10 protein-coding genes are annotated in these 13,950 nt (G+C 61.0%); 5 read left to right on the plus strand and 5 right to left on the minus strand.

Going from position 1 to position 13,950, the window contains the following annotated elements:
- Positions 1-183: 183 nt before the first annotated feature.
- The 3 genes from JW805_18680 to JW805_18690 all read right to left on the minus strand — a co-directional run bounded on the left by JW805_18680 (position 184) and on the right by JW805_18690 (position 3,145).
- Positions 184-1,404 (minus strand): hypothetical protein, encoded by a 1,221-nt coding sequence (locus tag JW805_18680; protein MBN2974030.1) that lies wholly within the window; start codon positions 1,402-1,404, stop codon positions 184-186.
- A gap of 1,082 nt (positions 1,405-2,486) precedes the next feature.
- On the minus strand, positions 2,487-2,747 hold the full coding sequence (locus JW805_18685) for a hypothetical protein (protein MBN2974031.1): 261 nt from the start codon (positions 2,745-2,747) through the stop codon (positions 2,487-2,489).
- A 68-nt stretch (positions 2,748-2,815) separates the two neighbouring features.
- A complete protein-coding gene (locus JW805_18690) occupies positions 2,816-3,145 on the minus strand; it encodes a hypothetical protein (protein ID MBN2974032.1) in 330 nt (109 codons plus the stop codon).
- Between the two features lie 531 nt (positions 3,146-3,676).
- On the opposite strand from JW805_18690, the gene JW805_18695 reads away from it, so the two are divergent.
- The 3 genes from JW805_18695 to JW805_18705 are packed head-to-tail and all read left to right on the plus strand — an operon-like array spanning position 3,677 to position 7,150.
- Positions 3,677-4,879: an AAA family ATPase gene (locus JW805_18695; protein ID MBN2974033.1), complete on the plus strand. Its 1,203-nt coding sequence runs from the start codon at positions 3,677-3,679 to the stop codon at positions 4,877-4,879.
- On the plus strand, positions 4,876-5,955 hold the full coding sequence (locus JW805_18700) for a ParB/RepB/Spo0J family partition protein (GenBank protein MBN2974034.1): 1,080 nt from the start codon (positions 4,876-4,878) through the stop codon (positions 5,953-5,955). Before JW805_18695 ends, JW805_18700 begins: the two co-directional genes overlap by 4 nt.
- A gap of 49 nt (positions 5,956-6,004) precedes the next feature.
- Complete coding sequence (locus JW805_18705) at positions 6,005-7,150, plus strand: replication initiator protein A (GenBank protein ID MBN2974035.1); 1,146 nt, start codon at positions 6,005-6,007, stop codon at positions 7,148-7,150.
- A gap of 363 nt (positions 7,151-7,513) precedes the next feature.
- On the opposite strand, the gene tnpA is transcribed toward JW805_18705, so the two are convergent.
- A complete protein-coding gene (tnpA, locus tag JW805_18710) occupies positions 7,514-7,933 on the minus strand; it encodes an IS200/IS605 family transposase (GenBank protein MBN2974036.1) in 420 nt (139 codons plus the stop codon).
- 1,575 nt (positions 7,934-9,508) lie between these two features.
- Complete coding sequence (locus JW805_18715) at positions 9,509-10,531, minus strand: hypothetical protein (protein MBN2974037.1); 1,023 nt, start codon at positions 10,529-10,531, stop codon at positions 9,509-9,511.
- Positions 10,532-10,647: 116 nt separating this feature from the next.
- On the opposite strand from JW805_18715, the gene JW805_18720 reads away from it, so the two are divergent.
- Together JW805_18720 and JW805_18725 are read left to right on the plus strand one after the other, a co-directional pair.
- Positions 10,648-11,787, plus strand: coding sequence for a tyrosine-type recombinase/integrase (locus JW805_18720; protein ID MBN2974038.1), 1,140 nt, complete (start codon positions 10,648-10,650; stop codon positions 11,785-11,787).
- A 252-nt stretch (positions 11,788-12,039) separates the two neighbouring features.
- On the plus strand, positions 12,040-13,833 hold the full coding sequence (locus JW805_18725; GenBank protein ID MBN2974039.1) for a thiamine pyrophosphate-requiring protein: 1,794 nt from the start codon (positions 12,040-12,042) through the stop codon (positions 13,831-13,833).
- Positions 13,834-13,950: the final 117 nt, after the last annotated feature.

Raw genomic sequence — 13,950 nt, forward strand, 5'->3', positions numbered from 1 at the left:
CCTTTCCCGGAACGGCCTCCTCACAGGTCATTTTGGTTGCGGCAACTCGTCGGCAAGTTTTGGGGCTGCCGCTATATACTCATGCGTGGGCGGGCCTTAATAGCGCGCCGCTTCCTCGCCTATCGAGAAAGCGGCGCCAGTCTCCGCCTGTTTAATCTTTCAACGACGGCTCAATTTGGAGCGTCAGCAGTAGCAGGTAACACCGACCGTCACGTTGTTCGGTGCCCAAGCCGTCAGCGGGGTGAAATACATGTTAGTGACAGGGCCGGGCGTCGGATTTCCCCCGTCACGTCCGTGAACCTGTCCGAGCGCAATCGACCCGGTGAAGACCGGGCCACCACTATCGCCTTCAAGGCTCTGCCGCGGATAGGTCGAGTTACTGTTCATTCTATAGAAGGCACCGTAACTATCCGTATAGGTGTATGGGTCGGTGTAACCGCATGTCTGACCTGTCGATCGGCCATACTTGCAAATATACTGCCCTTGCGCGACACCTTGCGCTCCAGTGACGGTAACGACCCCAGCACCGTTATAGAACTTCGGAACAACCAGATAGTTGTTTCCGCCGGAGAATGTGTGCCACTGGCTATCCACGCCGTTTGACACCCATTCTTGGCGAAATGCGAGTGAAACCCCGGTGGTTTCATCCCTGCCATTATTCTCGCAGTGGCCTGCGGTCGTCACGCCATAGAGCGAGCCGTTGGTTTGTTTGACGTTAAAGCCTCGCGTACATTCATTGATGTCGCCGTTAGAGAACGTGCCGCGATAGTTCTGGCCGCCCGGAACCTCCGTTGCCGTGAGAGCAATGCCGTCGAATTGCTCTATCTGCGTTCCAGGCGCCGCACGAAATCGCCCGCCAACAATCGCCGCGAGGGCGGAAGTGGGATCTTTCACCAATAATTTGATTTGCCCCGTTCGCGCATTGGTGGCGATCGTAGCGTTTGAGCCGAGCGATGAGAGATATCCCCGCGCCTGCGCCCCTATCTCAGACTCTGATACTGGTGCAGTGCGAACATCGAGAACGCTGGCGAGTTCACCTTTGCCGGCGAACTGACGTGCGGCGTTACCGATCGCTTCGAGGTCCGCAGCTACACCATAGATAGCAACACGGAAGTCGGATCCCGTAGTCGCTTCGGCCCCAGCGAAGCCTTTGGGAAAACGTGCCGAGAGCGCGGGCGCCAGACGCCCCAACTCTCCCATGATCCGCAAACGTCGCGACGCCTCTGCAACAGTAAGGCCCTCCGTCTTCGAGAGCTGTTTGGCAGTCGCATCGTCAGGATCGTTGAACGGTTCGTCAAACGTTGCAAGTCGAATGGTTTTCGTGTTCGATACGGCATGCGCTGCCGAAATCGCGACCGAGGCGAGGACGCAGGCTGCGCCAAGCCGAAAAGCACGCTTCTTCATCACCCTTCTCCTTCAACATAGCTACTGGTTACGTACGGACCTCCACATGCTTGGAGCTGCTGATATGCCTCTGGATCGCCTTGCAGGAACTCGATCGACCCATCACCGCCGCGGATCGTAACCTGCATTCCACTTTTGAAGAGGCGGCCATCGGGTGCCTTCACTGCCTTCGCGGTGCTGTCCCACACATGACCATGAGGCCAGATCAGCGTCCGCTTTGATCCAGAAACCATAAGGTAGGTACAGTTGCCGCGGTACGACAGCCGGCCATTTAAATGTTCCGGGATCACGATATCGGTAGGTGGAGATGCCGCTACGTACGGCGCTACAGCTGAGCATGCAGAAAGTTGAATGCAGCCGGTAAATACAAACAATCCCTTGAGAGCCACGGATCGTATGATAAAGCGAAACGGCATCTCTTATCGCTCCACCTGAGCGATATCACGCGAGACGACTCTGCTAAACGATACCCTCACCGGGTCGTTTGAAATAATGCTGTATGTTGGACTTTTGTCTGGCGTCAAGCCGCTTGCGCGCAAAGCTTTGTTGACTGGTTCGCCAGCGATCCGATTTAACACTTGCGGCAAGTTTGAGCTGCTAAGGCCCGAAAGCTCACCCTTGATTTCGCATCCGGCTGATCGACAATCTACGGAAATTTGCGTGGGAGCGCCAGCCGAGGCAAATACTTCTCTGATCTTGCCTTCGGTACCCGGTGCCCATGCGAGATCGCGGCTTTGGCTGTGAAGGGAACGCCGGACCCGTTCCGGATCGCCTGAAATATCGAATGCGCTACTCTTCTCCTCTGTGGTATCGGCCACGCGTGAGGAGATAGCGCTGGGGGTCAGGGAAGGCAATGCAGAGGAGCCGGTGACCACCTGGACCTCGCCGCGCTTATCGCTATAGGATCCAGATTGACGAAGAACCAGGGAACTGACAACGCCAAGCGCCGCCAAGGCAATAGCCAAAACGCCTAGTAGCCGAGGTGACTTGCGCCTTTCCATCACCGCAGGCTCCGATTAGCTTTGATATTAATTCCAGGCTTTAACATGCGATGTGTACAGCACGTTTGCTTCAAATTGATGTCACAGCAGTTGAAGATCGCTGAAAAAGGCCTTGGTGGAGGTTGACCCGATTTGGTTTACACCAAGCTCGCCGAGCTCCGAAAGCTGCTGCATGGTGGCCTCGACCCGGTGCGGACCCGTGAACTCACCGACGAGATGAGGGCGGCAGGGTTGCCGCTGTGATGGCGCCAAACCGGCATCCTGCGTCAGCGTATCAGCATTGTGCGTCCGTCTCACCGATCGTGCGCTGCGTCTCACGCAATGTGCGTCGAGCAACGCCATCCGTCTCAACTAATCTGCGCCGAAAACTCCCCTCTATTGCGCGTTTGGTCGAGCATCATTGCAGGCCGCTATAGATAGCGTTCTGCCAGCGTGCCTCCGAGGGAAAGGGCGTCATCCCATAGCCGGCTGGCATTGCCGGAAGAGACGGCAGGAGTATCGGTATAGCTGAAATGGTCGCGAATGGGCACGCGTCGGAGTTCACGCAGAACGTCTTCCCGGTCGCATCCGGCGAAGCAGGTCACTAGAATTCCGCGATTGCCCTGGCGGATCGACAGGCTTGGGGTGCTGTCGGAATGCGCCGGGCAAAGGCACATGGCGGTTCTGCCGTGCCATGTGCCGCCAAGTGCGCCAACAAGATCGATGAGTTGCTGCGAAGGTCGTTCGGCTGTGAGGGCCATGATCGGCTCCTTTCACAACCTCGGCCCCCCTCCCCTTCTCCACGAACACCGTTTTAGTGGTTATCGGAGAAGCAAGACGGAACAGATCGCGCGATGGGTCGTGCGAGACGCGACTCTTTTCATGTCTCGAAAGCAGTTGTTGGAGCGAATAGTCCCGGCTCGAGCCGAATCGCCGTGGACTGAGAGGTTCCATCTCTGACGCTGTGCCCGCCAATCATCTTTGAGATGATTCGCGTTGCTGTGAATGCCCGTTGTCTGAGCTTCAAAGTCGGACAAGACTTGAGGATAAGTCCTCAAGCGGCGCGTGCTGGCGAGTGACTCATCTTGATTTTCGTCCGGGTTTATAGGCGAAATGATACACACGCGGATGGTCCGGGACTCGGGGGCAATAAGAGGGCTTGTCCCTGCGCACGCCGGGTCAGGTCACCCTATTTGACTAACCACCCTGCATTTGGCATATCTGTCCGGGATTAGGGGCCATTATGCGGTGCTTTTCACGAACCGTGGCCGGTTTGGGTTCAAAAAGGGGACATGCCCATGCTGTCGGGTCAGATTCTCGATGCGATGATTACCTCGTGCGAGAATGCCAAGACCGTGCTGCGACAGGCGGCCATTGATCCATCCGATCGCAAAACGCTGAACATTTCAATGGGGGCGACAGTCGCCGCTGAATTGCTCGGCCGAACGCCGGAAGCGCTTTCCAAGGCTGAGGCGCGCGGACGCTTGCCCGCCCCCAAGACGGCCACCAACGGACGCCGATTCTACACGGTCGAAGATTTGATCGCCATTCGCGAGAAGCTCGGCATCAAGATGGGTAAATTGCCCTCCGAGCGCGCGGTCGTCATCGCCGTGCAGAACTTCAAGGGCGGCGTCAGCAAATCGACGACGGGCAAGCATCTTGCAGATTACCTTGCGCTGCGGGGATATCGCGTTCTTGTTGTCGATTGCGATCCCCAGGCGTCGATGAGTGTTATGTTCGACGTCAATCTAGAGGCATTGGTGGACGAGACGCACACGCTCTCGAACTTCCTCTCCCCCAGAATCGACGAAGCCGATTCGCTGCGAAAGACGATCCAAAAGACCGCGTGGCCGAATATCGATATCTGCCCCGCCAACCTGGGCCTCCAGGACACCGAGTGGGAACTGACAGCAACCATCGAGGAGGGCCCTACCGCCATTGCCGGCGCGTTCCGCATGCTGAGAATTGGCCTGGAAGAGGTCCGGCACGACTATGACGTCGTTATCCTCGATCCTCCCCCTGCCATGGGCTTTTTGGGCGTGAACACGTTGACGGCCGCGGACGGCTTGCTGATCCCCGTGCCGGCTCGGCAACTCGATTATCTTTCGACAATCCACTTCATGCAGACCTGTCGCGAAGCGATGGACCTCGTCTCGAAGTTCGACACTTCGATCGACTACGGGTTCATTCGCGTCGTCTGCACCATGTTCCAGCCCAACAGGACCAACGAGGCTCAAATGCTTCAGGTCATGGAGAAGACCTACGCTGGCCAGATGCTGTCGACGCCGATACTCCTGTCGGAAGAGATCAAGAATGCCGGGTTGTCGATGTCGTCGATCTACGAAATCAACAAACCATATGGGTCGCACCAGACGTACACGCGGTGCCGTGACAACCTCAACATGGTGTTTCGCGAGATCGAAAAGGATATTTGCAAGCAGTGGCCGTCGCGTATGGCGCAGGTCGGCACCGACAGACTGACGGAGGCGGCATGAGCAGCGCAGGGGGCCGGCGTCGCAGCCTACTGGCGAATGCCATCGAAAGCATCGGCACGACCCCTGCCCCCACGTCCGTGGCCGAAGTCGCGGATGCCGAGGCGCTGGTCGATCGCGATAAGCCGGTCGACGAACCTTCGACGCCCTCATTCCTGGAGCGGCGTGGTATTGCGTTCGATGAAATCGCCCGCACGGTCAAACGTCCGACTATCCGTCTGAAGCCCTCGGAATGCTCCATCTGGCCGGGCAATGCTCGCGATCATGCGGCGCTGAGCCACGAACGCTGTGCCTCGCTCATTGATTCCATCCGCGAGGAGGGGACGAACCGCGAGCCGGTTGTGGTGCGGCGGACGCCGAACGCCGAGACCCCCTACGAGTTGATCGTCGGCACCCGCCGGCATTTCTCGGTTTCCTGGCTGAATGCCAACAACCATAGCGAAATCGAGCTCGTAGCGCGTATCGAGACGCTCGATGACGAGGCCGCTTTCCGGCTCGCCGATTTGGAAAATCGAGAGCGCGAGGACGTCACCGATTTGGAGCGTGCGCGCAATTACAGGCACGCTGTCGACGCATATTACAACGGGGTTCGCACGCAGATGGCCGATCGCTTGGCCATCGCCAAGCAGAACCTCCACAACCTCCTCCAGCTCGCGGAGTTGCCGGACGAGGTCGTGGCAGCGTTCGCCGAGCCCGGAGACCTCAAGGTCCGACACGGCATGCGGCTCTCGCCCCTGCTGAAGAACGAACAGCACCGCGACGCGATCATCGCCGCAGCTATAGCCCTCGGTGCCGAGCAACAGGCGCTGAAGGACGCTGGAAGCGACAAGATTGAGGGTATCAAGGTCTGTGAGCGCCTGGCCGCAGCCGCAGTGGCTCCCGCGGCGTCGAAGAAGCCTGTACCCCGTGCCAAGCCGGCCCTCACCGCCGCCTCGGGTCGCGAGATCGGACAGGTTCTTGCTGATACACGGGCCAAGGGAATTACGATCAACATCAACCCCAAGGGCACAGCGTCGGTCGACGAGATCCTCGAAGCGCTCCGCCCTGCCCTTGAGAGTGCGAAGTTCAGTCGAAATTGAGTAAAATCTAGTTTAACGCTTTATTTTCAATTAGTTGGCTCCCGGTAAAATGCGTTTTACCGATGCCACGGGACACGAGATGCAACAGGATCACCGCGAAGACGGTCAAGTAGACCTCTTTCTCCCTCAGCTGACTGCGCTTCCTCTTCGGGATCAGCGCGAAACGATGGAGCGGCCCTTTTTCTCGCTGTCGAAGCGCAAGCGACTCAAGCCGATCGACTATGTCAGTCCGGATCGTAAGATCACCGTCCATGTCTCCGCTAATTCGGAATATGGTCTGGCGACTATCTACGACCTCGACATACTGATTTACTGCGCGTCAGTTTTGATCGAGCACAAGCGGCGAGGTGCCAACGACATCCCGCAGACGCTCCACGTCGTCCCATACGACATGCTGAAGACTCTGAAGCGCGAGGTTGGTGGACGCGCTTACGATCTTCTGGGCAATGCCCTCGACAGGCTCCAATCGACCACGGTGAAGACGAACATCCGCTCAGGAGATGCCGTCGAGACCACCTTCTCCTGGATCGACAGTCACAGCCAGCTTAAGGATCGGTCCGGAAACGTGCGGGGAATGAGAATTACCCTCGCGAAATGGTTCTACGACGGGGTGTTGATGGACGGCGGCGTGCTCGCCATCGATCCGGCTTATTTCTCGCTCACAGGCGGGCGCGAACGCTGGCTCTATCGGGTCGCGCGCAAACATGCGGGTGGGGCCGGAAGCGACGGTTTCGCCATCTCGATGCCAACGCTCTTCGAGAAATCCGGCGCGGAAGGCGATTATCGGCGCTTCAAGTTCGAGATGACCAAGATCGCTCGGGAGAACGATCTGCCAGGCTACTCCCTGGACATCGAACAGCGTGACGATGCCGAACCGCTGCTGCGCATGACCAGGCGCGATCGCGAGCCGTCCGAGGAGGGCAAGCCCTCCCCTGCCCTCGCCCAAGCCTCGCCTGCGGCCGTCAAGGAAAAGGCGCCCGAGGAACCGGCTATCTCCTTCCCCTCGAGCGGGCATATCTCGCATTCGGCATTCGGTGCGATCGCCCGCGCCAACCTGCCCAGCCCCCAACGCGACCACGGTCTCGTTGGAGACGATTTCCGGAACTTCCTCCGGCAGCGCGAGATAGCGTTCGACGCGAAGAACATCACACAGATATTCGCGACCTTTTGCGCGAAGCAGCGTCCGGTCAACTGATCGACGCCGTAGGCGCAATCCGCCAAAACGGTCTTTCAGGAACAGGGTCGAGAATGGCTCGCGCGCGCACGTCAACTTATCCGTGTGGACCGTTCCCGAAGTAGCGAGCCGGGCCCCGGACCCGTCTGTATGGCGCCCCATCAAATGTGCGTGGGCTGCGAAGATCCAACCACGCGCGATCCTTTGCCAGCCTTCTTCTCGGATGAGCTTTGCCGGGCACAGCTGCGCCAGCGGGAGGATCGCCCGTTCCACCTCTCCAGGCAGCCGTCACGGTACTTAGAGAACGGCGCTTATAGGGTGGGATTTGTGATCAGATTGCCCGGATCTGATAGCTGAATCACTGACCGGCTGACGCCGGTAGGATCAAGCGGTGGGGCTGAAGCCGTCCTTGTGGGTATGTCGGTCGAGGTAACGCATGATGATGTCATCGGTGATGTTGCCGGATGTGGTCGAGAAGTAGCCGCGCTGCCAGAAGCGTTGGCCCCAATATCGTTTGCGGATGTGCTCGAATTCCTGTTGGATCTTGCGGGATGAGCGCCCCTTGGCCCGGCGCACGAAGTCGCTGACCGAGACGTGCGGCGGGATTTCGACGAACATGTGTACGTGGTCCTTCGACAGCGCGCCGTTGATGATCTTCACGCCCATCTCGGCACAGACCTGACGGATGATCTCGCGCACCCGTAGCCGAACATCGCCGATCAGCACCTTGTACCGATACTTCGGCGCCCAAACGAGATGGTAGCGATGATGGAATGTGGTGTGACAACCGGACCGATACGCCATAGCCTGTAACCTCGGGAAAAGCGGAAGCTTCACGCCTTCGGCGGCTTCCGCTTTTCCCGAGGTTACAGGCTAGCACGCGAGTCTGTGGCTGAAGCCAGTATCCGACTGAAGTCGGAGGGGTTCCTCCTTGCTAGAGGACTCTAAAGGTCAAACTGTCGACGCTCCAAAGAGGCTGGGGAGGGGAGGGGGAGTCATCCTCGCTGCTTCGATGCCGTTCCTGAAATACCGTGAATGCTTCGACTGCAAACGCCTCCGGGAGCGCTAGACATCCACAATCGGCGCCCATCGCCTGGCCAAGCCCCGTTCTCAATGTACCGTCGAGATCACTGGCCGGCTCCCGAGAAACCTCGAAACTTCGCGGTCCAGGCAGCCGAGCGGGATGCGCTCAAGGCAACAAAACGTCGAGATCATCGCCGTTTTAGGTCAGTTCCGCAGGGTCCCGTTCCTAAAAGACCGTCAATGATTCGCCCAAGGACTCGGGAGGGCCGCGGAAATGCCGCTCGACTCCTCCGAACACAGGGCGGCCTCGCCTGACGCCTATAGTTCGACAACGAGCGCTGCCGGGTGTAACATGCCTGAAAGGCACGGAAAACAGCCACTTTGCGGACGAGTAAAACGCGTTTTACTCCCTTGGAGACGTCCTGTGGCCCGCGCCGTGCCCACGGTATTTCAGGAACGGGGCACGGTACATGAGGAACCGAATCACGGTTCAATGGGAACGCCCCGCAGGGTATTTCAGGAACGGCCAAACGGTATAATGGGAACGGCGCTGAACTCCCGACTCGCGCTGAATCGGCGAGTCGCGAAAGATCCATCCACAGCTTAACTTTTTATCCTATTCTCTAAAGAGATTAACACGCCTGCGGCGCTCCCTTCTTTTGAAGAATTGATTGGAAAGAAGGGGAAGGGACGATCGCCGCGCACTAAGCACGTCGTCCACCCAAAAAGCTCCGTCGCGTGCGTCGCCTCACACACCCGACCGCAGATCGACGTCGATTATCGCGGCGCCTAGACTCCTTGCAAGCCAGCCATCGCGGAGCACCTCACTACGCTCAGGTCGCCGAGGGCACCGTGACAGGAGCCATTTTCCAAGACCCGAACGAAGTCCGACCTGCACTGAGCGCCGCCAGCAGCCCGCACAGCGTGTTTCCGCTCTCGGCTATCCCCACGGCAAGCAAAGCGCCCAGAAGGCCGCTGTGGGGCCTTCCTGCCAAGCCTGATCACGAGAAGCATGCCGTTGTGGGTCAGAGAACCCGTGGACTGGACATTGCAGCTACCGCCTTCAACTATCGATAGACGATAGCCGCCGACTGCAGAGCTCGTGTTTCACCACTGGGACAAGGGGAACGAGACCGCGCTCGCCGGCAAATCAGTTCTTGCTGCATCCAGCGCTATGAATTGCGAACAGGGGAGGGGAGGCAGCTACCCCTTTGGTGAAAGGTTTGCCGGCGCACCTCGGTAGAGAGGCCCCGGCCAGCCGACGACATTCCAATCGTTCGACAGAAGGATGCTCCGGTTGATAGACCGGTTCATCAGACCGGGCGGCAAGCGAAAGATCCTCCTGCGGACTGTCGTTCACAAACTCTCGGCGCGATGCTGGAGAAGCTTGTCGATGTTCTCCATCTCGCGATCGAAGGCATCGAAGACCTCCGACAGCTCGCGGCTCGCTGGCGGGGGAGGGACCACGTTGCGCGGCCGTCCACGCTTGGGCGCTGCAAAGCCAAACTCGATGGCAAGGTCCGTGCTCAGGAACACGCGCCAGGTCCGCCGCTGGGTGATCTCCACGAGCAAGCCGCAGTCGACGGCACGGCCCAGCAGTTTGCTCGCGCCGGCAACGCTCATGCTGAGCAGCTCCGCCAGCGACTGAGGCGAGAGCAGTGGCCGGTGATGGAGGAGGGCCGCGAGCCCCGGGAGGTGGCCAGGTCGATATTCCGCGACGATCGCATGCTGGGCCGCGCGATGGAGCTTTTCCAGCTCGTGCAACCGTGCGAGGTTTGCGGTGGCGCTTGCCTCAAGGCTGCGCATGGCCGCATACCAGTCCTCGTCTCCGACAGTTCGCTTCAGCCTAAACGCCTTCACGCCGCCCACGAGGCAGGGCAGGGGAGTGGTCACCATCCCCTTGTCGCGCAGAGCGAAGGGCAGCGAGAGCCAGGGCAGGGCGGTGCTGTCGAGACGCGCATGCTGGCGGACCCGATCGAGCGCGCGGATCAGCGGCGAATGGTCCGCGGCTATCTCGATCTCGCCGATCGCGGTCGGGAGCGCGTCGCGCCAGGCGAGGGGGTCGGGATCGCGCAGCGCCGCTTCCCAGGCGGGAAAGCGATCGAACAGGTCGAGGTTGGTCGACCGCAGCGGCCGGCCGGGGATTTGCAGCCCGCAGCCCCAGGAAAATACGTCAATTTCGTCGATCTCGGCCGATTGCAGTTGCAGGGCCCGGGTGTAGCCACTCCAGGCGGCGCGGCGTGCCCAGGCCGATGCCACCGAACTAACGCAAAACCGGGCATCGAGACGCGTAATGGCGGCCGTGCAGGAGGCGATCGCGGAGACCATCTTCGCGCTGTAGGCGGGGCCGTAGCGGCTGTTCGAGAGAGGCGCGTCCACGCCGTCTTTTAACCCAGAGCTGCTCTCAGTCAAATTGGCTCGTATGCGTAGTCGTGATAATGGGAGATTATCACGACCCTATTATTATGAGAAGGACCGGGCTATGTCTCGCCGTCATGGCGAAAACGGCCCTCACCCGCAGGCAAAGCACGCCGCCCGCCGGCGCCGACGACGTCGTGGGCGAGGTCCGCGCGCTGGCTATCGACAAGGCGGCGGTCGATCCGCAGGTCATCGCGGCCGCGGCGCGGGCCTGGTCGCCGAACACGATCCGCGCGTTCCTTTCCGACATGAAGCTCTGGGATGCTTGGTGCCGGCGCACCCGAGTGCGGGCAGGGGAGGCGACCGCCGAGACCGTCGCGGCCTATGTCCGCGCGCTGTCGGGTCAGGATCATGATGAGGCGACGCGGGCGACGCCGCAGAGGGCGGCCGCGACGATCGCGCGCTATCTCGTCAATATCGGCTGGGCCTATCGCATGGCGGGGCTGGACGATCCGACCGCAGCCCCGCTCGTGCAGCTCGAGCACAAGGCGGCGCGCAAGCTTCTCGGCACCCGCCAGACGCAGGCGCGGGGTATCCGCTACAAGGGCGATGTCAGCGATCTCGACGCGCCGGCGAGCGGCGTGAGCCTCGCGGTCCTCCTCAAGGCCACGCGCCGCGATCTCCTGGGCGCGCGCGATCGCGCGCTACTGCAGGTCAACTATGATACCGGCTGCCGGCGCTCCGAACTCGCGGCGATGCGTATCGAGCATATCGACGGGCCCGACGTCGACGGGGCAGGGGTGGTCGAGATCGGCCGCAGCAAGACCGATCAGGAAGGGCAGGGGGCTCTCGCCTATCTCTCGCCCGCGACCATGCGCGCGATCGCTGAATGGTGCGACAAGGCCGGGATTGCGCGCGGGGCCCTGTTCCGGCGCGTCGAAACCTGGTTCGATGGCTCGATCCGCGGTGTGGGAGAGGAGGCGCTCAACCCCGGCACGATCACGCTCATCTACAAGCGGTTGATCCGCCAGGCATTCGACAAGAAACTGCTGGGGGCGATGAGCGAGGCCGAGCTCGAGCGCTGGGTCGCGGCCGTGTCGAGCCATTCGATCCGGGTTGGCGTGGCGCAAGACAATTTTGCGGCAGGAGAGAGCCTGCCCGCCATCATGCAGGCCTATCGCTGGCGCGATCCCAAGACGGTCATGCGCTATGGCGCGAAGCTGGCGGCCAAGAGCGGAGCGAGTGCGCGTCTCGCGAAGCGTTTCGGCGGTGAATGACAGGTTTTAGCTGTCCGCGTTTGGACAGTCGCAAACCGATGACCTGGCGCGGTTGGGCAGTGAGCGACACCGACATGCCTCAACGACCGAAGAAGCGAGCTCGCCGTCGGGCCGGCCCTAGCGCGCACCGATGGGGGCGAAGCCGCCGACCGGCGGGAACGCCTGTGCGCACTGCGACGTTCTTCTCGTCAGCGCGAGCATGCGTGACTGAACCTCTCCGGCTCGAAACCAAATCCCAAAGTGGAGGGCGGCATGGCCCGCATGTCGAGCGATTTCTTCGTCCAGCGCCTCAAGGATTGGGGCGTGAGCCGAATCTACGGCTATTCTGGCGATGGCATCAATGGCGTGCTGGGGGCGCTCCAGCGCGCCGAGAAGGAAGGCTCGGGCATCGAGTTCATCCAGGTCCGCCACGAGGAGATGGCGGCCTTCATGGCGACGGCGCATGCGAAATTCACCGGTGAGCTCGGCGTCTGCCTGTCGACCGGCGGTCCGGGCGCGACCCACCTGATCACCGGGCTCTATGACGCCAAGCTCGACCATGTCCCGGTCCTCGCGATCGCGGGCCAGGCCGAGAGCACCGTGCGCGGTGCAAGCTATCAGCAGGAGCTCAATCTCGACCGACTGTTTGCCGACGTCGCCGCCTATGTGCAGGAGGCGAGCGCGCCGGCGCAGGTCCGCCATGTGACCGATCGCGCGATCCGGATCGCGGTCGCGGGCAACGCGGTCTCAACCATCGTGCTGCCCAAGGACATACAGGATACGAAATATGAGGAGCCGGGCCAGGCGCACGGCTTCACCCGCTCGGGCACCGGCTATGCACATCCGATCGTCGTCCCGCAGCCCGCCGATCTCGCGCGCGCGGCGGAGGTACTGAATGCAGGCGCCAAGGTCGCTATCCTGATTGGGGCGAGAGCCCGCGGCGCGTCGGCCGTGGTGACCGAGGTCGCCGACCTGCTTGGCGCCGGCGTCGCCAAAGCGTTGCTCGGCAAGGATGTCCTGCCTGACGATCTGCCGTTCGTGACCGGGGCGATCGGCTTGCTCGGGACCAAGCCATCGTCCGACCTCATGCGCGAGTGCGACACGCTTCTGCTGATCGGCACGGGCTTTCCCTGGGCCGAGTTCCTGCCGAAAGACGGGCAGGCGAGGGCCGTGCAGGTCGACATCGACGCATCGATGCTGGGGCTGCGCTACCCCGTCGAGGTCAACCTGCATGGAGATGCGGCCGAAACGCTGAAAGCGCTGATCCCGCTGCTCCAGCGCAAGGATGATCGCAGTTGGCGCGAAGGCATCGAGAAGGCGACTGCGCAGTGGTGGCAGACGCTCGAGGAACGCGCCATGGCGGAAGCAAAGCCCGTCAATCCCCAGCGCGTGGTCTGGGAAATGTCGCCGCGTCTGCCCGCCGACGCGATCGTCACCTCGGATTCGGGCTCATGCGCCAACTGGTACGCGCGCGACTATCGCGTGAAGGTCGGGCAGCGTGCCTCTCTCTCGGGCGGTTTAGCCTCTATGGGCGCTGCGGTTCCCTATGCGATCGCGGCCAAGTTTGCTTATCCTGATCGGCCCGTCGTGGCGCTGGTCGGCGACGGCGCAATGCAGATGAACAATCTGGCCGAACTCATCACCGTCCAGAAATATTGGAAGCAGTGGCGCGATCCGCGCTTCATCGTCTGCGTCTTCAACAACGGCGATCTCAACGAGGTCACGTGGGAACAGCGGGTGATGGAAGGCAATCCGCGTTTCCCGACGACGCAGGATATTCCGGACGTCCCCTACGCGCGCTTCGCGGAATTGCTGGGGCTTGGCGGCATCTACGTCGATGATCCATCCGCGCTTGGGCCGGCGTGGGAAGTTGCGCTCTCCGCCGATCGCCCGACGCTCATCGAGGTGAAGACCGATCCCGAGGTCGTGCCGTTTCCACCGCAACTGACGCTCGAGCAGGCCAAGGGTCTGATGAGTTCGATGGTGATGGGAGACAAGGGCCTGGGCACGATGATCGCCGACACGGCGCGCCAGCTCCTGGTAACTAATGCGCGATTCAGCGGTTAATGGACCGTCAGCATCTTGCTGCTAGGTGGTCGGCATGCCCCAAGCGACACTTCAGGCCTGGCTTTCACTCTATGTGAGAACGGCAGAGGAATATTCGGCCACGCTAGCGGCGGGATA

The organism is Roseomonas aeriglobus (assembly GCA_016937575.1).
GTDB classification, from domain to species: Bacteria; Pseudomonadota; Alphaproteobacteria; order Sphingomonadales; family Sphingomonadaceae; genus Sphingomonas; species Sphingomonas aerigloba.